This window comes from Paenibacillus sp. MT86 (genome assembly GCF_058792535.1).
Window position 1 is genome coordinate 5,492,666 of sequence record NZ_CM179499.1, and the last position, 21,283, is coordinate 5,513,948.

The following is a 21,283-nucleotide window of genomic DNA, read 5'->3' on the forward strand; positions in this document are numbered from 1 at the left end:
GTATCCGTCGTTTCATACCTTATGTATGGTCTGCCAAGTTCCCCTCTATTTTAACTGTTTTTTGCGGAGAGAGGAAATGTTTTGACGGGAAAATCAAGAAAACCTCCCTTTGGTGTGACGGAGGCTTCAGCCTGCATTCCTTCCAAAGAGAGGTTCTTTATGTTTAATGCGCTATATCTGCTACCATATAATACTGAACGGATTATTTGAATGAAGCATAGCCCTGGTCGGCCATGACCACGCTGCCCGTAATCGCAGCCGCTTCATCCAGCGACACGAGATACACGGTATCGGCGACCACCTCGGGCTGCGTCAATTCTCCGCCCATGACTTTGGCTCTCATGGAATCCAGCATGCCGGAATCTTTATAGCCCTGGATGATCGGTGTATCGACGGCTCCAGGAGCAACAGCCACGACACGAATGCCGTATGGCGCCAGTTCAAGCGCGGCGGATTTGCTCATCATGATGACGGCACCCTTTGTCGCATGGTAAGCAAATGTTCCCGGCGAAGCCAAGAAGCCGAATACGGAAGCCGTGTTGATGATAACGCCTTTAATGCCCAGTTCTTTCATTTTTCTGCCTGCCGCGATGATACCGTAGGCAACCCCGTGCTGATTCACGTTAATCGTGCGATGGTAAAGATCCATATTTTGTTCAAGGACCGGCCCGGCGCCGCCAATGCCGGCATTGTTGTGCATGACGTCGATGCGGCCGTAGAGCTCAACCGCTTTATCCACAAGCGCCTCGACGCTTTCTTGCTTGGAAACGTCGACTTGAACGAATGAAGCTTCGCCGCCTTCTGCTTTGATCATATCGACGGTCTCTTGCCCGGCAGTTTCATTAAAATCGGCAACGACGACACGATCGCCTTTTCTTGCGAATTTAAGGGAGACCTGGCGACCGATTCCGCTCGCTCCACCGGTAATTACCGCTACACGTTGTTCTGACATTATCAATGACCTCCTAGGGTAAAATAGCGTTATGATTTGAACATTGTGTGTCCATGTCCTTGTGTTCATTGTAATCCCGGGTTATATTTAAGTAAATTTAAACATGATTAATGTTACTTAACTTTTATTTAAGGATGAAAGCCATATGAATCTTGAACAATTGGAATATATCGTGGAGACGGCCAAGACAGGATCGTTAACCAAGGCAGCCCAGAATTGCAACGTCACCCTTTCCGCGGTGAGCCAAGCCGTGTCCAGCCTGGAAGCCGAGTTCGGTTTTTCTTTGTTCACCCGTTCCCGGCTTGGTGCCGTACCTACGGCCGAAGGTCAGCGGATCCTGCAGAAGGCTTATGCCATTTTGGAGCAATTTCAGGAGCTGAAGGCAGAGGCCGAAGGCTATTCTAATTTGCTTGGCGGGTCATTGCGGATTGCTACCGTACCGGTGCCTTTAACGCTGTCCATCGATGCCATTATCCGGTTCAAAAAAGACTTTCCGCAAATCAAACTCGACATCACGGAGAAAGCGACGCTCGATATTATTGAGGATATTAAGCAGAATCACGCGGATATCGGTCTGATCTTCGTTGATGAATCCATCATTCATCAGCATCGCGGCCTGCATTTCGGGAAGCTCCTCGAGAGCAAATTCGTGGTGGGGGTCAGCCGCCAATCCCCTCTCGCCATGCGGCAATCGATCACGCCCGATGAGCTCCGAGAATATCCCTTGGTATTGTATAAGGATGACAATCTGTTCAAGCTGATGGATGTATTCCAGGAGCAGTACGGGGACATGGATGTGTTATTCTCCACCAACCAGACGAGGGTCATACAGAAGCTCGTCGAAGAGAATGTGGCGGTTACGGTAGGGGTCGACTTGTCCTTCACCAGCTTCGCTTCCGTTCCTTCGGGAAACATCGTGACGCTGGAGCTGGAGATGCCCCCCGGCCTCGCCGCTTCCTCCTTCGGGTGGGTACAGCCCGGAACCCACCACCTGTCGAAGCCGGCATCGATCTTTCTGGACAAGCTGAAGCATCAGATTGGATAAGGGGCTTAGGTTCGCCGAATGAAAAGCCAACCGGCAAATAGGGTCGTGGCATTATACCAGTCTCCCCGTTCGCCGGTTGGCTTTTTTAACAAGCTCCGTAATTATGTTAATGAATTACTCAAGCGTCAAACTCACCGGGCAATGATCGCTTCCGAGCACATGGCAGTCGATCTCGGCATCCTTCAGCTTCTCGGCTAAACGGGCAGACGTCAGGAAATAATCGATGCGCCAGCCGATATTCCGCTCCCTCACCTTGGCCATATAGGACCACCAGCTGTATACGTCCGTACGGTCGGGGTAGAAGTGGCGGAAGGAATCGATAAAGCCCGCTGCCAGCAGATCGGTCATTTTACCGCGCTCCTCCTGCGTGAAGCCGGAATTCCCATGATTGGATTTGGCATTTTTCAGGTCGATTTCCTGGTGCGCCACATTCAAGTCCCCGCATACGATCACGGGTTTGCGTTCGTCGAGCTGAAGCAGGTAAGTGCGGAACCGTTCCTCCCACTCCAGCCGATAATCCAGCCGGCTCAGGTCGCGCTTCGCGTTCGGCGTGTATACGTTCACGAGATAGAAGTCCTCAAACTCCAGCGTGATCACTCTGCCCTCGGGCTCGCTGTCTTCCTCCAGGCCATAGCGAACGGCCAATGGGGCGATTCTCGTAAATACCGCCGTTCCCGAGTATCCCTTCTTCTCCGCATAGTTCCAATACTGCTGATATTCCGGACCCAGATCGAGCTCGATCTGTCCCGCTTGCAGTTTCGTTTCCTGCACGCAAAATATATCGGCATCCGCCTCATTAAAATAATCCATAAAGCCTTTCGTAACGCAGGCCCGCAATCCGTTGACGTTCCATGATACTAGCTTCATATCGTAACCTCCGTGGTATCCATATCGTTTTGCGCGTTGAATCTATGAATCTTCTAAATTCTATAATGGTATCATGTCACGGGTGTAACGAACAAGAAGCTTCGCCCCTTTCATCATAACTTCATGAAACGATAAGATGAGGCCTTGCGTGCATAATCCCGCCCCAAATCAGGAACAACATAAACGTAAACGGAGTGCGGTCATTTCGCACCCAATCGATGAGAATCCCACGAAAGGAGGAGTGCAGCAAATGACTGGCAGAAACAGCAAGCCTAAGAACGACGGCCCTTCCAGCAGCCCTGAACGTTTGGATCAATACGGGGACAAACTGGCTTCCGAGAACGAAGAGGAGTTCACCTCCGCGGCCGAAGAGCATTGTCGGGATCAGGAATAATGGAATTGATACGGCTGTCGATGCCCATTCGATAATCACCGCAGCAAAAACACCCATCCATGCCAAGGCAATGAGATGGGTGTTTTTCCAAACGATCATCTGGACGAACAAAATGCTCGTCGATTATAACCATTCTGCTCCTCGCCGTCGCTACTCTGTCACCCCGAAGCGGTTGCCGTCCGGATCTGTCAGGGAAAATCCTTTGAACCCGCCAAAATCCTCAATTTCAGTCACGTCGGCTCCCTTGGCAACCAGTCGTTGATGGATTTCACTCACATTCGTGGTATGCAGGTTGAAATATTGCCCCACACCATAATCATTCTTGGGAAATTCGGGCTGCTTCACCTGATAGGAACGCACGAGGCAAAAGGATACCTTCTCATCGTTCATTCGCATGACAACCGCATTCGGTTCATCCGTGTGAATCACTTCAAATCCGAGCATTTCCGTATACCAGGCCGTCGAACGCTTTAGATCACTCACCGGTACGAAAATGCCAACGCCGTACAATAGGGATTTTTTCAAAAACCTTCCTCCTCTTTGATTAGCTTAAATAGCTTCCAACACATAAGAAACGATATTTCGGGCTAAAACCAAACAGGGTCCAAATTTATTCCGTAAATTTCCACACGTTTCCATCCGGATCTTCCATATAAAATGCAAGGACTCCGCCAACCCGGCTCAATTTGCTTATTCTGATGCGCAGCTTGGTCAGTTGAAGGTACGAAGTACAAATCGCTTGGGGATCTCTTCTTCGAAAAGCTATCACAAGCGCATCCATATCCAGTGCTGCGGATGTACCCGCTGGGTCTCTCTCCTGCGGCTTAGGTTCATCGCCTGTTTGCTGCATGCGATGCAGCTTCTTCAGCCTGGCTCGCGCACGTCCGAGCGACACCTGAACCGTCCCTTCGGACATGGAGAGAAATTCGGCCGTCTCCCTGGCCGTGAAATCCAATACGTCCATAAGCAGCAAAATCACCATCGCACGTGGCGATAACCGGTCCGCTAAGACCTCCAAAAGCTCCCTGGTGGATAAGCCGTCATCTACGGCCGCCCTATCTCCTAACACATTCTCGGAAACCCTCATCCCGGGCTTATCCTTCCTCAGTCGGTCCTTCCACGCGTTGCTTGCGATGCGAAACAAATAGGCATTGGACAGATGTTTTCCAGGGTCGGTTTCAACGGCCCGCATCACCTTCATCATGACATCCTGCAGCAGATCCTCCGCTTCCCATGGATCCCCCGAGATTCGCATGCAGTATCGGTGCAGCTTGGTCTGGATGTTGGATAAGTCCGGCATATACTTCGGCATCATGATTCCCACCTCGCTAACTAGTTCTGTGAGTGCCCGTGTTTTCCTGCTCAAGGTTTGCATGTTATCTTAGCCCATATCCATATCCATATACCAAAAAGCCGCCTCCCGACAATATCGGGCGGCGGCTGCTTTGTTCACTCTGACAGCGTTTATTTCACCAAACTTTCCAGCACGTCATCAATGATCTGGCTGTTGGCAATCGTGCCGGTATAGAGCCAGCTTGTATCTTTTCCATATTCATAGATGTTGCCGTTCTTGACGGCCGGAATATTCGCCCAGAGCGGATCCTGAAGCACTTCGGCGCCTTCGCCGTCGCTGTTAATAAAGAACAGATGATCCGCGTCGAGCTCGGCCAATTTCTCGAGGGAAATGGAGGACCAGTTGCCGGTAGCCGATGCCGAGATTTCCTTCACCACGCCCGGTACGGTAAGTCCCAAGTCGCCGTACATAACGGCGCCGCTGGACAGCGTCTCGCTGACAACGAACAATTTGCCGCCGACAAGCCATATAGCCGCAGCGGATTCACCGCCGATCGCCTGTTGGATTTGATCCCTGGCATCCTTGGCCTTCTGCTCGTAACGATCAAGCGCGGCTTGAGCTTCCTCCTCCATGCCAAAGATTTCGCCCACTTTCTTCAGCTCTTCGCGCCAATCGTTATTGACTTCGTTGCCGATGACGTAGGTAGGAGCAATCTTGCTGTACTGGCTGTATTTATTGCCTTCTACCATAGAAGCGGAGTCCATGATCAACAGGTCCGGCTGAAAGCTTGCTACCGCTTCAAAAGGAAGATCATGCTCAATGGTCGGCACGTCTTTTAACGCATCCTGCAGGTAATCCTGGACGCTTCCGCCCTTGACCGACCACTGCGCGATCGGGGTAATGCCCAATGCCACCAGGTTATCCTCCAAGTAAGAAGCGATCACCCGTTTCGGCTCAGCCGGAATTTTCACTTCATGGCCCATGGCGTCCGTCAACGTTCGTTCCGTCTTCGCTTCCGTGCTTCCTTCCTCCGGCTTGGCTTCGTTCTGCTCGCTTGGCGTTGGCGTCCCCGTCGGCTCGTTACCGGCTGCGTCCTTGCTGTTACCGCAAGCTGCAAGCAGCGTTAAAGCCGCCAGCAGTCCTGCGATAATCCATATTTTTTTCTTGAAAAGACTCATCTTTTCTTTCCCCCTATGTATATTTTTTTGGCGCAATCACTAGCATTCTACGCATGAAGTGATATAATAACACTAACCATGATAATGAAATTCATTCTCATTTACAATACGTTATTTCAATATTTTTATCAACATAAAGGTTTAGGTGAACATGCAGGCAAATCATCCCAATCACAAAACAACCGCAAAATCCATTTACCGTCCCAAAACAGCGGCGGCCGTCATTCTCCTGGGGCTTGGTCTGCTGGCTGCCGCAATGGCATCTTCGATTATCTATGGCGCGTCGAACATTAAACTGTCCACCATATGGGAGGCGTTTGTCCGCTTCGATGCCGATTCCACCCCGCATCAGATTATCCAGAGACTTCGAATGCCAAGGGCCTTGGCAGCTGCGCTGATCGGCGGTTCCTTGGCCGTATCGGGAGCCATCATGCAGGGCATGACAAGGAATGCGCTCGCCTCCCCTTCCATTATGGGCGTCACCGCCGGTGCCTCCTTCATGATGTCGATCGGGTTTGCCTTTATGGAGTCGCCATCCATTACTGCGCTCATGCTGTTATCTTTTGCAGGCGCCGGCCTGGGGGCCGGGCTTGTGCTGCTGATCGGCTCGTTATCCAAACGGGGATTGACGCCTGTCAAGCTGGCCTTGGCCGGGTCAGCCGTTACCGCTCTGCTGAGCTCGATATCCTCGGCCATTGCCATCCGCTTTAACGTTGCCAAGGATATCAGCTTCTGGTATGCCGGTGGCGTGTCGGGCGTGCAATGGGTGAACGTGAAACTTCTGATCCCCGTCGCCATCGTCGGGCTGCTGATTGCGCTGGCGCTCAGCCGATCCATTACCGTCATGAGCCTGGGCGAGGAAGTCGCTACCGGGCTTGGCCAAAAAACGGGAACCGTCAAGTTCCTGGGCACGCTCGTTGTGCTGCTGCTGACAGGCGCAGCGGTGGCTGTAGGCGGAACGATCGGATTCGTGGGGCTCGTCATCCCGCATATCGTCCGCTTCATCGTCGGACCCGACTATCGGCTGATCATCCCTTGCTCCGCCGTCATGGGAGCACTTCTGCTGGTGTTTGCCGATGTGGGTGCGCGGATGATCAATCCTCCGTTCGAGACGCCGGTCGGCGCAATTACGGCGATGATCGGCGTTCCCTTCTTCCTCTATCTTGCACGGCGCGAAGGGAGAGGGCTGTAACGATGAATACAACGAGAAAAATCATCTCCGTATCCATGATCCTGCTGCTGGCTATCATTGCCGTATTCCTGGTCAGCCTGAATATGGGAACGATGAAAATCCCGCTGGCCGAAGTGGTCAAAGCGTTCAACGGGACAGGTTCCGAACAGAATTATACCGTCCTGATGCACTTTCGCCTGCCCCGCATGGTCATTGCCATCCTGATCGGCGCGGGAATCGCCGTCTCCGGCGCCATACTGCAAAGCGTTTCGCGAAACGCGCTGGCAGACCCGGGCATTCTGGGCATCAACTCCGGGGCAGGATTGGCCGTCGTACTGTATATTTTTTATTTTCAAGGAAGCTCTTTCAGTTCCGGCATATGGTCCGTCTATATCATGCCTTTTGCCGCGCTAGTCGGTGCATTTCTTGCCGCCTTCCTCATCTATTCGCTGGCCTGGAAGCAAGGCGTCACGCCGATCCGGCTGGTGCTTGTGGGGATCGGCATCAACGCGGCCTTCGGGGCGCTGATTATCGTATTCCAGCTGATGATGGACCCTAACAATTTCATGCAGGCCACCATCTGGCTGTCCGGCAGCATCTGGGGGGCAAGCTGGGAGTATGTCGTTGCGATCCTTCCGTGGATCCTGTTCCTGGTTCCTTGGGCGGTATATAAATCGCAAAATTTGAATGTGCTTAACCTGGGAGACCACACGGCTGCGGGGCTTGGGGTTACGGTCGAGCGCGAGCGAAGAACGCTGCTGTTCATCTCCGTTGCCCTGGCGGGCGCCTGCGTCGCCGTTGGCGGCGGCATCGCGTTCCTCGGACTCGTAGCTCCGCATTTGGCACGCAAGCTGGTGGGTCCCCGTCATCAAGGAATGCTGCCTGTCTCCGCGCTTCTCGGCTCGCTGGTGCTGCTTGTGGCCGATATGATCGGCAAGAACCTGATGGCCCCTTCCGAAATCCCGGTCGGCTTGGTCGTTTCCTGTCTCGGAGCACCCTACTTTATTTATTTGTTGATCAAGGATTAAGGTGGAATGGGTTTAACAAAAAAAGACGGCGATCGCCTCCCGGTCTATGCAGGAGGAAATCGCCGTTGTTTTGTATCATGCGTCTGAGCTTGAATATTAAATTGCCTGTGTGACCTACTCCCAGCCAATTGCTGGTACAACCGCTATACGTGGCTATGATTCAGCTCGGACGCAACCTTTTTGTTCGCAAGGCTCCTGGCATATGGAATGAATACGGCTAACACCAGAGTCAACATGATTCCCATGATCGCAGTTACGAATGTTGCATGAATATGGACAGGTGCCGGGTCAATCAGCCTAAATGCATACAGCAGAACGATCCCGAGCGAAATCCCCACAATCATGCCGATACAGAGGTACAGCAGCACCTGCGTTAGAATGATCCCGACGAGACCCTTTTTGTCCACGGATATAGCCCGTAATACGGCATATTCCTTACGTTTGCTGTAAATATTGTTAATGAGGGAATTAAATACGCCGATGGTCACGCTTAGCATAATCACAATGATAGCACTTAGGAAAAAAGACCATACCCGCGTGTACATATTGCTTGAATTCTCCAGAGCTTGGGCATAACTGCTGATATCCACCGTTGGGAACTGCCCCTTGATGCCTTCCAGCTGATTTAATGCCGCAATCTCGTTCACTGGTGTTATATAAGCTGTACCAAAAATCGTAAACTTCGTATGGAAGGCTGCATTCGACCAATCGATATACATATCCGCCTGTTGGAATGGCTCCGTAATGGCCGCTACCGTCAATGTTCCCGCATTCTTGAAGTTCTCTGGATCTTCTTCTTGGTATACCGACAAAGCAATCGAGTCGCCGATGCTTAACCCATGTTCATCAGCGTAACGGTTGGATACGATAACGGCATTCCCTACATCCGAAATTTTCGGCAGCAGCCGCTGAGCCGCCAACGCTTCCAAATCAGCCAACGCATAGTCGATAACCCTACCGTCTTGTCCCTGTTTGGCAGGGCTTAATCTGCTGACGGTGCTGACTTCCTGTATCCCCTCCAATTCAGAAATCCGCTGCTTTAATTGCTCAGGGTCAATCGATGACGAGTTCTCCAGCCGGTCGACTACCTGAATATCCGTGGCATACTGCGTCTTGATATAATTCCGTTCGTTATGCTGTATCGTATTCAGAAGAGACGAGCCGATGACGGCAATCATCATGGCAAGGCTGATCGTCAGAATAACGAAGGTGTTTTTCTTGACCTGCGGCACAAGATTTTTGACAGCAACATAAGAAACTCGCCCCCCTAGCAGCTTCAACACAGGCGACACCTTAGCCAACACACCGGGAAGGTATACGGGAACCATCGTAAACACGGACCATACGAACAATAGAAATCCCATTAAAAAGCTTAACTCCGCGTTAGCTGACGGGGTGCCCGAGAATGCGATCCCAAAGAGGATGAAAAACAGGCAGGCCGCCATCAGCACTTTCCCTAATGTTTTTCGTCCCTTTCGCCCTTTAAAATCGTTATTCTGGTTCATCTCCAGCATCTTAAGCGGCAGTATCTTGGTGCTTCTGTAAGCAGGAATCAACATAAATAACTCCAGGATGATAAAGCTTGCCACCGCTACCATCATCGCAACTCCAACATCAAAACGGCTATCCGTCAGCGGAACCAGAAACAGTCCGGATATCCATGGGATAATGTAAGTGTAACCTAGTAGGGATACCAGCAAGCCGCTCAGAACACCGAGCCCATTCGTAACCGTGCATTGGATGAACACCATCTTAAACAACTGTTCGGTTTGCGCGCCCATAGACCTGAGAACGGCGAATTGGAAGCGGTATTTATGCAGCATGCCTTCGAAATTGGACACGATCAACAGGGAGATGACCATAACAATCAGGACCGAGATGACCAGGATGTAATTGCCCAAGATAGACAAGCCCGCCTTCAATGTTGAATTCTACGCGGCAATCTCGATCGTTAGCCCGGGCTCCAGCTCTTGTAACTGCTCACTCAGAACCAGCAAGTCGGTATCATCCGCCGCCTGCACCATCACATAACTTGACACCGCATCATGCTGGGCTCCTGCAGCCTTAATCTGCCTGACTTCCTCCCGGTTCATAAGCAGCAGATCCGATGTGGTACCTGCAGCGGCAACCGGATCGCCAATGATCTCCGTGACTGTGTACGCTTTCCCTTCAACCTTCATCCGACTGCCCACCCGCAGTTGTAACTCCTCTGCAAGCGACTCGTTCAGAATCAACTCCCCGCGTCCCGGATATGCTGTGAAATGATATCGGCTCATCGACAACGCGTCATCCTCAATACCGGCAACGGCTACAGGTGCAGCTAGATCATTAACGAACATCCGGGACAGCATGACCGGAGAGGCCTGTCGTACCCCGCCTGTGGACTGCATTAAATCCATAATGCGTTGATTTGATGTCTCATGATCCACTTCGTTAGTGTATCCCACCACCATATCGACATCGCCATACTGCAACTTCACTTCGTGGTCTATGGAACGGTCGGCATTCGCCATGAATGAAGACATCGTGATCATCAGAAACACGGCCAAACTTATGCTAATCACGGAAAAGGACATAATCGACTTGTTACGGGCCAGTATACGAAAAGCTATGCCTCGTAGGGAATGAATCATGCGGATAACTCCATCATCTTCTTGAATATGTTCAATATCGGATCCATCTTTCGCTCTCCGCTGCTCTCATACTGATCCACGATTTGACCGTCATGGAAAAATAACACCCGATCGGCATAAACCGCTACATTCGGATCATGCGTTACTATAATCATGCTTTGATTGAAGGCGCTTCTCATCTCCACCAAAGCTTCAAGAATTTCCTTTGAGGTATTGTAATCCAGATTGCCGGTCGGCTCGTCTGCCAGCAGCAGCGGCGGATTCGTAATCAGCGCCCGGCCGATGGCTACCCGCTGCTGCTGTCCCCCTGACAGCTGAACAGGCCGTTTCTTCCTCCAGCTCGCAAGTCCAAGCAGAGTGAGCATGTCCTGGACTTTGTGCTGAATCTCCGCCTCCGATGCCCCTTGCAAGATCAAGGGAATCGCCATGTTCTCTTCTACGCTTAAATCATTCAATAAATGAAAAGATTGAAATACAAAACCGATATTTTCTCGTCGGTAGCGGGTTGCATGAGGTTCCACGAAGATATGGTCCATGACCTCTCCCTTTAACTCGATGCTGCCTGAGCTAGGGGTGTCCAAGGAGCTGATAATGTTAAGCAGGGTGCTTTTTCCGGAGCCGCTGGTTCCCATAATCGCCACCAATTCGCCCTCCGCCAGCCCAAACGAAACATTCTTTAGCGCTTGAACTTTAAATCCGTCTCCATCATAGGTTTTGTGGATATTGCGAACCGATAACAAACTCTTCTGATTCATCCAATCCCTCCACTCGATTTATTTGTCTATACCTGGATAAAATACTCTATGAGTATATCAGATTTGGTTATATATGTAATCTCATGGAATCCATGGAATGCCATTGACTAGTTTGATATCTTATTGGCATAAACATCCAAAGAAAAAAAGACCGCGTTACGCGGTCTTTCATAAGCCATGCAGCTTCGATATTAGTGAGCGCTCACCAGGATCTTCACTTGGTTCTTCTCTTTAAGCAGGGCTTCAAAGCCCCGGTCGATAACCTCATCCAGTTTGATCCGCTGGGTGACCAACTTATCCGCCGGGAAGAAGCCTTTTTCCATCAGGCTGATCACAGCCGGGAATACGTCGCGATAGCCGATGATTCCGGTAATGTTACGTTCCTTCATCACGATGTCATTCGGCACGATCGGAGCGGAGGTTTCGAAGATGCTGACAATCATAATCTGTCCGCCGATCTTCGTCGAGTTGATCGCTTGGGTCAGAACCGGCGGAACCCCGGTCACCTCGAATGCCACATCGACTCCGGCACCGGTACGGCGATGAAGCTCTTCTACCACATCGCAGGCCTTCGGATCAATGACGATAGCCCCCAATTCCTCGGCTTTCTGTTTGCGTTCCGGGGACAGCTCCACGGCGTAAATCTCGGATGCTCCCGCCGCCTTCAATGCTTCGATGACAAGCAGGCCGATCGGCCCGGCACCGAATACGACCGCCCGATCCCCAGCCTTCAGCTGGCTTTGGCGCACGGCGTACAGCGCGACTGCCGAAGGTTCCACCAGAGCTCCCTGTTCATAAGAAACGCTGTCCGGGATTTTATGAACCATGTGCTCATCCGCAGCGACATATTCGGAGAAACCGCCGCCGCCGCCGGCGAGCCCGAGAAAGCCCATTTTGTCGCACAGATTGTATTTCCCTTGTCTGCAAGCTTCGCATGTTCCGCATGCAAAGACAGGCTCTACAACCACGCGGTCGCCAGCCTTGAATTTCGTAACGCCTTCGCCAACCTCTACAACCTGGCCGGAAAACTCATGGCCCATAACCACCGGAGCCTGTTCTCCGGTAAGGGCGTGAGGCGTATTCTCAGGTATAAATATAGGCCCGGCCACGTATTCGTGCAGATCACTGCCACAAATCCCGCACCACTCGACCTTGATTTTCACTTTTCCGTTCGTAGCTTGCGGCTCCGCGATCGTCTCCAAACGCAGGTCCTTTACTCCATGCCAGCGCAATGCTTGCATCGTCTTCATCTCCTTATAGGTTCGAAAAAATAAAAATGAAATAGGAAACGTTTCCGAAATCAAATATGTCACAGTTTTGACAATCTGTCAAACCCGTTCCACGAAAATGTATGAAATGTCATGGACAACTGCAGACTGCCGTTCCCCTGCCTTTGCCATGGAAATGCAGCATCGCTTGCTTGTTCCACCTGCGAATCCCGTGATGGAGAGACGAGCTTAATGTTATAATATAGTTAATGGCTTCAATCCCATCTTGTATTCGCACATACACAGGAAACGTTTCCGATATAGAGAGGAATTTATCGAATATGGTGAACCCCAGAAAAGTAACGATCGAAGATGTCGCCAAACAAGCGGGCGTCGGTATCGCAACCGTGTCCCGAGCCATCAACGACAGCAAGGGCATCAGCCCGAAAACGAAAGCGCGGATCATGCAGGTGATCGAGGAAATCGGCTTCAGTCCGGATACCTCCGCTCAAAGCCTGAAGGTCCGCCAGACGAATCAAATCGCTCTCGCCGTGCCCGACATCCGGAATGCGATCATCCCGGAAATCGCCTGGTCGGTCGAACAGACCGCCAAACAGCACGGCTATCGGGTCGTTCAGATCAATACGGCCGGGAACGCACGGAACGAGCTGGAAATCGTGAGGGATATCAAAAAACTGCACGTGGACGGCCTGATTATCATGCCGCTGGCCTATCCCAAAACGCTTGGCGACCTCATTAACAAATCGAGCCTCCCCGTCTCCATCATTAATTACGGAAAACAACTGGGTGAAGAGTATAGAGCCGATATCGTCGGCCTCGCGCGCCAGGAGGGCAGGCTTGTCATGGAGCATCTGCTGAAAATCGGGCGAAGCCGAATCGCCTATGCCGGTGCGCCCAAGGATAAAATCGAAGAGCGCTATTGGGCTTATGAACAGTCGCTGCAGAAAGTCGATCCGTCGCTTGTCTATTTCGGGGAGGACTTCTCGTTTGAGACAGGGGTTCGCGCGGCGGACTATTTCTATGGCCTGAGGCATATGCCGGACGCCATCTACGCGGTTAACGATATGGTTGCCATCGGCATCGTCAACCGTTTTAAGGAGCTGAAGGTTCGGGTTCCCGACGATGTGGCGGTCGTCGGCATCGATAACAATGCATGGACCACCGTCACGACGCCGCAGATCAGTTCGGTGTCCATCATGGGCGATGAAGTGGCCCGGCTTGCGACGGAATTGCTGCTGAAGCGGCTTCGCGAGCAAAAGACCGGGCAATTCGAGCGCGTGCAATTCGAGCCGAGGCTTATTGTCAGGGAATCGAGCGTGTCCGTGATCCGAACCGCAACAATCGACTAAGCGTGATTCGGACCCGTAAAGAAGAGCCCGGAACGCGATGTTCCGGGCTCTTTCCCATTATGAATCATGAACGCCTAATGGCTTATCGTATACAAATAATAGCCATAGTCGGTAGGTGTGCCGGGATGTCCGATTTGCCGGAGCATGGCGGTTACGTTCCCCCGATGATAGGTCCCGTGATTGACCATATGCTGAATATAATCCAGGCAGCTGGCTCTAAAAGCTCCGGACGGATAGATGGTGTGCAGATTCTCGTGCTGTTCGATAAACAACCGGAAGCGTGCAGCCAGATCGTCCATTAACCGGCCCAATTCTTCGATTCGTTTGCCTTCCGTTTCCGCAACCAGCCGAGCAATCGAATCCTTCAGACTCTCCAAGTACGCAGGCGACATCTCCGTGACTCCGCCCGCGTTAAAGAACGACAGCCAGCCGAAATCAATGACATAGATGTGCACCATCGTGTCATAAATGGATGGAAAGACGCTGACAATCTCCTTGCGGTATACCTCTTCCGAAAGCCCCTGCAAATATTCGCAAACCTTCCGGTTTGCCCATACGTGGTAATCATACTGCTGTAAGATCCATGTTTTCAAATCGTTGTTCCCCTTTTCATAGGCGGGGAAGCACGCAGTTTAAGGGCAATTATGCGCTAATCCCCATATAAGTTTGCCCGTGAACGATTGTTGTTTTCATGTCGAACGCCTCCTGAAATTAACCTAATCCCATTTTAGCATATATGCGGCCAAATAAGCGTGAATCATCCTATGGTTCTAGTTCCAACAAAAAAAGACCGCAACAGGTTCCATGTAACTCCCTGTCACAGCCTTGTGCGGCATGCCTTTTTTGCGTTCACCTATTTCGGAACCAGCGCATGCTGCAGCCGATACGAGGTAGGCGATATGCGATAATACTTAGCGAATGCTCTCGAAAACGTGTGGAGATTGGAATATCCCAGCGAGAACGCCACCTCCGTCACGGACACGTCGGTTTCGGTCAGCAGAACCGCTGCCCGCTCCATCCGCAGCTTCATCAAATAATGGCTCGGACTGATGCCATGCACCCGAATGAATTCGCAGTACAGATGCGTCCGGTGCACGCCGGCTTGATGGACCACATCCGTCACCGTGATCCCTTCCATGTAATGGGAATCCATGTAATGCACGCTTTGTTCGAGCCAATTCGGTTTAATTCCTCTTTTGGCCGGGGCGGCAGCCAAAAGTTCAAACAGCTGATACAACCATTTCTGCCGTCCAAACTCGTGACCGATGGTATCGTCATCCACGCACCCGTAAATTTGATCCAGCACCGCCTGCAGCCCGCCCTTCATCACGTTATGCAGAAAGGGCGTGGACGGGTGCAGCCCGATTCGGGTCAATGCGCTCTCCGCTGCTTCTCCGTCCAAGACGATCCACTGCATGCGCAGCGTGGGTTCGGGATCGCCGTTCGGTTCCCAATAACTGTACCTCGTTTGAGGAAACAGGCAAAAGGCATCCCCTGCCGACAACGTAACCACCTTATCCCCGAATGCCAGCGAGATTTTCCCGTTCAGGACAAAATGCAGCGCATAGTTCTCGGATATTTTGGGGCCGACGCTGTAGTTGGGCCTGGCCAAACTCCGGCCTGCACGGAGAATCCAGATTCCGCCCTTTCTTTCCATGTCCGAAGGTATGCAGTACTTCATATTCGCATGCTCGAAGACCATCTCCTTCACATGAAATCCCTCCCGCCTCAAATAAAATGCTTCCTGCCAAATGCAACATGCGGAGCATGATACGCCTGCCTTCACCGCTTAAAAACAACAAAGAGGCACGGCTTCATGGCCATGCCTCCAGTAATCTGGTCGACGAGTTTTGCGTTCTTTTTTTGAGATGTACTCTACTCTCGCAATCCGAGCTTAAGCCATGGGATCGCTTATACTCCCCATTCCTTTCGGGCTTCAGCTACCGACTTCTGCGGCGTTCGTCCCCAAGCATAATGACCCTTGGGTTTGCGGCCGATCCATCGCTCATCCACCGGTTCGGATGCAAGCTGATAACGGGTATCCGCGCTGATTCGGTAACGGTTGGTGCTGTTGTTCAGCGAGGTGTGCATCATGTACATTCCGAATATAATGGCGTCTCCGGCTTCATAAGCGGTCGTCGCCCATTGCCCGCCGTAACGGTCCACAATCTCGACGGGATCCTCGGAGAACCAGCCCGTGGCAACATTGTCACGATCAACGTCCATTTCACCGTAGGTCATCTTGATTTTCGTAAAATGCTGGGACCCGAGACACATCGCCAACGTTCCCATTTCAAGAGGGATATCCCCGAACGGCGTCCACATAGTGTACAAATCCTTCGTGCCTCTACCCATATACACAACATCGTAATGAGCGCCGGTATTGCCTCCGCGAGCGACGGCGCGCGGCCACTTGTAGTCGTATGTCATCGCGGCTCCGCCCAGCAATCGTCCAAAGAAGTCCAGCACCGCTGGCGAATTGACAACGTCCAAAAACTGGGGGAAATCCGGCTGCAATTCCTCGGTACTGCCGCCCCACATTCCGCCCTTATTCTCCGGTCCGACGATCCCGTCTTCGACAAGGGCATGGGGATCCAATCTGCCCATGGCCCCGAGTTTATTCAAGAACTCCATTCTTGCGTTCAAGACCCGTTCCCGCTTATGGAAACCGCGAATCAGGAGATATCCATCCTCCCGCAGCCGGTTTCGCAGCGCGACCGTATCCTCCAGCATGTCATTGCAGTCTCTTAATTCCGTGAGGTATTTACCTCCCCACTCCAGTTCCCGTTGTCCGATGGTCACCTTCATAACAAACCTCCCTTTCTGTCCGTCAGGATAACCTGAAGCGAAACATTCACGCTTCAAGTATCCTTATCCTAGTGGATCCGGAAGAGGAAGTCGTTACCGAAAACCGAACCAAATTTACGCAAAACCCGTCTGCATCCGCGGTAGGCTATCGTAAGCGCGTTAGTGATGATATAGGCGCTGCCGGTTTCTCCACTCCGATGGCGGGCAGCCCTCCATTTTTTTGAACCAGAGCGAGAACGAGTGAAGCTGGGAGAAGCCAACCGATTCGGCAAGCGACTGGAGATCTTTATCGGAGGAGCTTAAGAGCCACTTCGCTTCCGCAAGCCGGCATTGCTGCTGGTACTGCTTCGGGGTCATGCCGTATATTTTGGCGAACTGCTTGCGGAAGCCATCCTCGGACAGCCCCGCCATTTCCGCCAGGGTAGAGACATGCATTGGATCCCGGATATGCTGACGGATGTAGTCGCCGATGAACGAGATGGACAGCGCCTGATGACCGGAATGGGCGTGTTCGTTAAGAAACAATAAAAGCAGCTCCACCCAGACCGCATAATTCCGTATCGGGTCTTTCAACGGAGCAGAACGGATCCTCAGCCATTCGCGGAACAAGCGTTCATAACGCTCCCGATCCAGACGGGACAGGGCGATGATACGAGTGCCGCCATCCTGAATAAGCCTGTCGAACAGCTCTTTCACCTCAGACGGAATGCGGTCTGCCAAAAGCACGCCGAAGCGTATAGGAGACAACGCGTGGAACGAATGGGGAACCTCGGACGGAATGAGAACCACGTTCCCGGATTCCACTCTCGCTTCCCTGCCGTGCGCGCAAAAGCGGCCGCTACCTTCCATTATCAACGTAATCTCAAGTTCCTGGTGGCTTCTTAAGCCGTCATCTTCCCAATGTTCATCATGAGCGCCAATAAAACTTTTACATTCCATCAAGGTTGTTAATCCCCCTTGCCGCATGTCGATTTCGAACGGTTATGATTTCAACTATACCGTCGATAAACCTTACGTCAAGTCGGGATAACCTGCGAGAAGCACCTTAACTGCAGTCTCAGCATGATCCATGATCAATCTTCACCTGCGGCAATCTCATGGTCCTTGTAGCTGATCCAATCGCTCCAGCTGCCTGCGTACAGCTTCACCTTGCGGTACCCGGCTTCCCGCAAAGCCAGCACGTTCGGGCAAGCCGACAACCCAGATCCGCAATATACAATCACTTCGTCATCGAAGGACAACCCGGCAAAACGCTCCCGCTGCCGCTCGGCTCCCTTTAGCGTCCCGTCATCATCGATCCCGTCCTTCCAATAGGCATGCGCCGCTCCCGAAATATGTCCGGCCACCGGATCCTGTGGTGCCGTTTCTCCCGTGAACTGCTTCCAATCCCTTGAATCGAGCAGGGTCACGCCGGTTTTGCCGATCTTTGCCCTCACCTCATTCACATCAGCCAGCCATTCCTCCCGCACGTTCGGCTGGAATACGCGCGGAGCCGCCTCGCTTCTTTTCGAGGTGAGCGGATATCCGGCCGACTTCCAGCCGGCGAATCCTCCATCCAATATATATGCCGAACCGTGGCCCAGATATTTCAAAATCCACCATAACCGCGCACCTTCCGGGCGAAGGTCATCGTCATAGACAACGACGGGCGTACTCGCATCGATCCCGTGCTTGCCGAGCCTCCGGGCCAGCTCCTCCGTATGCGGCAAGGGGCTCCTGCCGCCGTGCTCGCCTGGAGAATCCGTCAAATCCTTCTTCAAATCAACGAATACGGCACCGGGCACATGCTCGCGCTGATAAACCTCGTAGCCGTAATTCGCATCGCCCGGGCTGAATCGGACGTCCGCAACGACAAGCTGACCCGGATTCGACTGCAGCTGTTCCAGCACCCATTCCTTGCTTACGATATTTGACATAGGCTCCTCGTCCCTTCTGATATCAAGCTGCCGTTTAAATCGTAAATTCCAAATCCTCTTCCGTCTTGACGTCATAAATCGCAGCGTAGATGTCGTTCTGAATCTTCAGGAGGCTGGCATCCTCCCGCTTGCGCGGACGCTCATGGGGAACATCGAAAATATGGTGAATGCGCCCGGGGCGCGGGGACAGCAGGACGACCCGGTCTGCGAGAAAGACGGCTTCGGATACGTCATGGGTCACAAACACCACCGTTTTCTGCTCCTCCTGCCATATGCGGAGCAGATCCTGCTGAAGCTGAAGCCGGGTAAGATGGTCCACCGCGCCGAACGGCTCGTCCATCAGGAGGATGCTCGGACTGCTCACGAGCGCTCTTGCGATCCCTGCTCGCTGCCGCATGCCACCCGATAAATGATGTGGATATTTCGAGCCGAATCCCTCCAAGCCGACCATGCTCAGATATTTGTCCACGAGCGTTTGCCGCTCCGCTTTTTTCATGCCGGCAAGCTCCAGCCCAAGGCCGACGTTCTGCGAAATGGTGCGCCACGGGTACAGGGATGCATCCTGGAATACGACCCCAGAGCTCCGCGTAGGCCCCTGAACCTTCTTGCCATCCAGCAAAATGTCGCCCTCCGTCGGAAGCTGCAATCCCGCCAGCAGCTCCAGCAGCGTGCTTTTTCCGCAGCCGCTCGGCCCGAGGATGCACAGAAATTCGCCGTCCCTCACCTGCAGGTTTATATTTTGAAGCGAGATTGTTGGAAGATCGCCGCCATAGACCTTCGAGACATTTTCAACCGTAAAGCCGGACATAGGAACGCCTCCTGCCATACTTTATTTTTTCGGAATAAACCTGAGGTCCAGAATATCCTCCACCTTGTAGATCTCATCCTGGAAGCCCAGCTCCTTCTGAATCTGCTGGGTATCATTCAACGCGTTGATGTCCACGTCCGGATTGTTCTCCCACAGCACCTCTTCGCGCTTCAGCGCCAGATCCAGCACCTCGGGATCGATCTCGATGTTGTTCAGATAGTAAGCCTTAAATTCGTCCGGATGGCTCTTCGCATACTCCTGCGATTTGAAGTAAGCCCGCAGCAGCTTCTCGACCAATTCCGGTTTCTCTTCCAGAATACCGTCGCGGGCCGCCAGCACTCCGGTGTGGAAGGTCGGCAGGTAATCCCAGCCTGTAGCGATGATATGGCCCTTTCCCTGCTTTTCAGCCAGAGAAGCGAACGGTTCATGAATGATGGTGGCGTCGACCTGTCCGGTTTCCAGACTCGCGTAAGCCGCCTGATGCGTGCTGTTGGCAATGAAGGTCACATCGTCCGGACTCAATCCGTGCTCCTTCAGGATGACCTGCGTATATACCTCCAGGCCGCTGCCGAACACGGCGATGCCCACCTTCTTGCCCTTCAGATCTTCCACCTTCTGGATCTCCGGCGAAGCGATCAGGTAGAACGGCCCCTTGGTCCGGAACATGGAGGAGACGATTTTGACGGGAGCGCCCTTGCCCGCAGCCACGATCGCCGTCGTCGTGGCCACGTCGACCACGTCAATGTCCTTGCTGGTCAGACCGGCTATCGGGTCCTTGGTGGTGATAAATTCGACGTCGAGTCCTTCCTCCTCGAAGAAACCCTTCTCCGCCCCGAAGGACACCGCCAGTCCGCTGACCCCGCTAAGCGGCGCATACCGGATCTTCTCCAGCTTGGCGCCTGCCGCGCTCTCTCCGTCCCCGGCGGACGGTGCCGCTTCCTTCCCGTTATCTTGACCGCTTGCGCAGCCGGCCGTCATGGCGATCAGCCATAGCGCCGCAAGTGCTATTAGGTATGGACGTATTCCTCTTCTGTTCATATGGTTCTCTCCCCCTGGTAGTGGTGCTTTTGCCCGATGGTCTATGATGATTTCCATTTCAAAAAAACGCTGCGTTCCAACAAATCGATCAATGAAATGATAAGTACGGATACGACGGTAACCAGCGCTACAATGGCAAAAGCCTGTGCGGTATTGTACAGCGATGTCGCCTTCACGAGAATATTGCCAAGGCCATCCTTCGACGCCAGCATCTCCCCGAACAGCGCCCCGACCAGTCCGGTAGCGGCCGAAATTCGGAGAGCGGCAAAAATGGTGGGCGCAGCCGATGGCAATATCACCTTCATGATGGTCTGATAGCGCGTCGCCTCGAATACTTTGGCGACCTTCAGATGGTTGTCCGCCGTCTGTTTGATTCCGGTCATCGTATTGACCGTGATCGTAAAGAAACAAAACAGGAAAACAATCGATATTTTATGCGTGATCCCGATCCCGAGCCAGAGCGCCAGCAGCGGGACGATCGTCACCTTCGGAATCGCCATCAGCGCCGAAAGGTACGGCCGGAAGAACCGCTCCGCCCATGGGATCAGCACCAGAGCCATGCCGACGGCGAGCCCGCCAATGGCCGCAATGCCGTAGCCCGCAACGAACTCGCCCAATGTGACGTACAGGTGCTTCCAGATCTCCCCGTCACCGAACAGCTTGAACAGTTCGCGGAATACTTGGGAAGGCGCAGGCAGATACAAGCTGCTGACGGTCTCCGTGCGAACCAGAACCTCGCAGATCCCCAGTATGACCAGCAGCAATGCCCCCTGACCTGCCCAGATGCCGGGGAATTTCTTGGCATTCCTCGTTCCCAT

At 52.7% G+C, this 21,283-nt stretch carries 22 protein-coding genes; 5 read left to right on the forward strand and 17 right to left on the reverse strand.

Features of this window, described 5'->3' with window-relative positions:
• Positions 1–202: 202 nt before the first annotated feature.
• Positions 203–952 (reverse strand): SDR family NAD(P)-dependent oxidoreductase, encoded by a 750-nt coding sequence (locus AC3RCL_RS24685; RefSeq protein ID WP_015737046.1) that lies wholly within the window; start codon positions 950–952, stop codon positions 203–205.
• 145 nt (positions 953–1,097) lie between these two features.
• Here AC3RCL_RS24685 and AC3RCL_RS24690 point away from each other — a divergent pair, with 145 nt between their 5' ends.
• Positions 1,098–1,997 carry a LysR family transcriptional regulator gene (locus tag AC3RCL_RS24690; protein WP_492532579.1) on the forward strand — a complete coding sequence of 300 codons (900 nt, stop codon included), beginning with the start codon at positions 1,098–1,100 and terminating at the stop codon, positions 1,995–1,997.
• Positions 1,998–2,111: 114 nt separating this feature from the next.
• Here the strand turns inward: AC3RCL_RS24690 and AC3RCL_RS24695 are convergent, their stop codons facing one another.
• The gene (locus AC3RCL_RS24695) at positions 2,112–2,864 is read right to left on the reverse strand and encodes an exodeoxyribonuclease III (protein WP_492532581.1); all 753 of its coding nucleotides are present in this window, start codon (positions 2,862–2,864) and stop codon (positions 2,112–2,114) included.
• Positions 2,865–3,114: 250 nt separating this feature from the next.
• On the opposite strand from AC3RCL_RS24695, the gene AC3RCL_RS24700 reads away from it, so the two are divergent.
• Complete coding sequence (locus AC3RCL_RS24700; RefSeq protein WP_009595787.1) at positions 3,115–3,258, forward strand: hypothetical protein; 144 nt, start codon at positions 3,115–3,117, stop codon at positions 3,256–3,258.
• 150 nt (positions 3,259–3,408) lie between these two features.
• Here the strand turns inward: AC3RCL_RS24700 and AC3RCL_RS24705 are convergent, their stop codons facing one another.
• The 3 genes from AC3RCL_RS24705 to AC3RCL_RS24715 all read right to left on the reverse strand — a co-directional run bounded on the left by AC3RCL_RS24705 (position 3,409) and on the right by AC3RCL_RS24715 (position 5,730).
• Positions 3,409–3,783, reverse strand: coding sequence for a VOC family protein (locus AC3RCL_RS24705; protein ID WP_192570807.1), 375 nt, complete (start codon positions 3,781–3,783; stop codon positions 3,409–3,411).
• 85 nt (positions 3,784–3,868) lie between these two features.
• Positions 3,869–4,573 (reverse strand): RNA polymerase sigma factor, encoded by a 705-nt coding sequence (locus AC3RCL_RS24710; RefSeq protein ID WP_452518276.1) that lies wholly within the window; start codon positions 4,571–4,573, stop codon positions 3,869–3,871.
• A 149-nt stretch (positions 4,574–4,722) separates the two neighbouring features.
• Positions 4,723–5,730 carry an ABC transporter substrate-binding protein gene (locus tag AC3RCL_RS24715; RefSeq protein ID WP_492532584.1) on the reverse strand — a complete coding sequence of 336 codons (1,008 nt, stop codon included), beginning with the start codon at positions 5,728–5,730 and terminating at the stop codon, positions 4,723–4,725.
• 151 nt (positions 5,731–5,881) lie between these two features.
• On the opposite strand from AC3RCL_RS24715, the gene AC3RCL_RS24720 reads away from it, so the two are divergent.
• Together AC3RCL_RS24720 and AC3RCL_RS24725 are read left to right on the forward strand one after the other, a co-directional pair.
• Positions 5,882–6,922 (forward strand): FecCD family ABC transporter permease, encoded by a 1,041-nt coding sequence (locus tag AC3RCL_RS24720; protein ID WP_015737052.1) that lies wholly within the window; start codon positions 5,882–5,884, stop codon positions 6,920–6,922.
• A 2-nt stretch (positions 6,923–6,924) separates the two neighbouring features.
• Positions 6,925–7,929 carry a FecCD family ABC transporter permease gene (locus AC3RCL_RS24725; RefSeq protein ID WP_096776366.1) on the forward strand — a complete coding sequence of 335 codons (1,005 nt, stop codon included), beginning with the start codon at positions 6,925–6,927 and terminating at the stop codon, positions 7,927–7,929.
• A gap of 143 nt (positions 7,930–8,072) precedes the next feature.
• Here AC3RCL_RS24725 and AC3RCL_RS24730 read toward each other — a convergent pair whose 3' ends face one another.
• From AC3RCL_RS24730 to AC3RCL_RS24745, 4 genes are all read right to left on the reverse strand, one after another.
• Positions 8,073–9,830, reverse strand: a complete 1,758-nt coding sequence (locus AC3RCL_RS24730; protein WP_492532587.1) for an ABC transporter permease — start codon at positions 9,828–9,830, stop codon at positions 8,073–8,075.
• 30 nt (positions 9,831–9,860) lie between these two features.
• Positions 9,861–10,562, reverse strand: a complete 702-nt coding sequence (locus tag AC3RCL_RS24735; protein ID WP_492532589.1) for an ABC transporter permease — start codon at positions 10,560–10,562, stop codon at positions 9,861–9,863.
• The gene (locus tag AC3RCL_RS24740; RefSeq protein ID WP_096776368.1) at positions 10,559–11,317 is read right to left on the reverse strand and encodes an ABC transporter ATP-binding protein; all 759 of its coding nucleotides are present in this window, start codon (positions 11,315–11,317) and stop codon (positions 10,559–10,561) included. The genes AC3RCL_RS24735 and AC3RCL_RS24740 overlap by 4 nt, the downstream gene beginning before the upstream one ends.
• A gap of 191 nt (positions 11,318–11,508) precedes the next feature.
• Positions 11,509–12,558: a 2,3-butanediol dehydrogenase gene (locus AC3RCL_RS24745; protein ID WP_213579586.1), complete on the reverse strand. Its 1,050-nt coding sequence runs from the start codon at positions 12,556–12,558 to the stop codon at positions 11,509–11,511.
• Positions 12,559–12,866: 308 nt separating this feature from the next.
• Here AC3RCL_RS24745 and AC3RCL_RS24750 point away from each other — a divergent pair, with 308 nt between their 5' ends.
• A complete protein-coding gene (locus AC3RCL_RS24750) occupies positions 12,867–13,895 on the forward strand; it encodes a LacI family DNA-binding transcriptional regulator (RefSeq protein ID WP_096776369.1) in 1,029 nt (342 codons plus the stop codon).
• Between the two features lie 74 nt (positions 13,896–13,969).
• On the opposite strand, the gene AC3RCL_RS24755 is transcribed toward AC3RCL_RS24750, so the two are convergent.
• The 8 genes from AC3RCL_RS24755 to AC3RCL_RS24790 all read right to left on the reverse strand — a co-directional run bounded on the left by AC3RCL_RS24755 (position 13,970) and on the right by AC3RCL_RS24790 (position 21,283).
• Entirely contained in the window at positions 13,970–14,488 is a 519-nt protein-coding gene (locus AC3RCL_RS24755; protein WP_492532592.1) for a DinB family protein, read from the reverse strand.
• Positions 14,489–14,748: 260 nt separating this feature from the next.
• Positions 14,749–15,597: an AraC family transcriptional regulator gene (locus AC3RCL_RS24760; RefSeq protein WP_492536463.1), complete on the reverse strand. Its 849-nt coding sequence runs from the start codon at positions 15,595–15,597 to the stop codon at positions 14,749–14,751.
• 209 nt (positions 15,598–15,806) lie between these two features.
• Complete coding sequence (locus AC3RCL_RS24765; protein WP_492532594.1) at positions 15,807–16,703, reverse strand: phytanoyl-CoA dioxygenase family protein; 897 nt, start codon at positions 16,701–16,703, stop codon at positions 15,807–15,809.
• A 159-nt stretch (positions 16,704–16,862) separates the two neighbouring features.
• Positions 16,863–17,642 (reverse strand): helix-turn-helix domain-containing protein, encoded by a 780-nt coding sequence (locus AC3RCL_RS24770; protein ID WP_492536466.1) that lies wholly within the window; start codon positions 17,640–17,642, stop codon positions 16,863–16,865.
• 134 nt (positions 17,643–17,776) lie between these two features.
• On the reverse strand, positions 17,777–18,619 hold the full coding sequence (locus AC3RCL_RS24775; RefSeq protein WP_492532596.1) for a sulfurtransferase: 843 nt from the start codon (positions 18,617–18,619) through the stop codon (positions 17,777–17,779).
• A gap of 34 nt (positions 18,620–18,653) precedes the next feature.
• The gene (locus AC3RCL_RS24780) at positions 18,654–19,427 is read right to left on the reverse strand and encodes an ABC transporter ATP-binding protein (protein WP_192570793.1); all 774 of its coding nucleotides are present in this window, start codon (positions 19,425–19,427) and stop codon (positions 18,654–18,656) included.
• A gap of 21 nt (positions 19,428–19,448) precedes the next feature.
• Positions 19,449–20,465 (reverse strand): ABC transporter substrate-binding protein, encoded by a 1,017-nt coding sequence (locus AC3RCL_RS24785; RefSeq protein WP_096776376.1) that lies wholly within the window; start codon positions 20,463–20,465, stop codon positions 19,449–19,451.
• A 41-nt stretch (positions 20,466–20,506) separates the two neighbouring features.
• Entirely contained in the window at positions 20,507–21,283 is a 777-nt protein-coding gene (locus AC3RCL_RS24790; protein WP_492532599.1) for an ABC transporter permease, read from the reverse strand.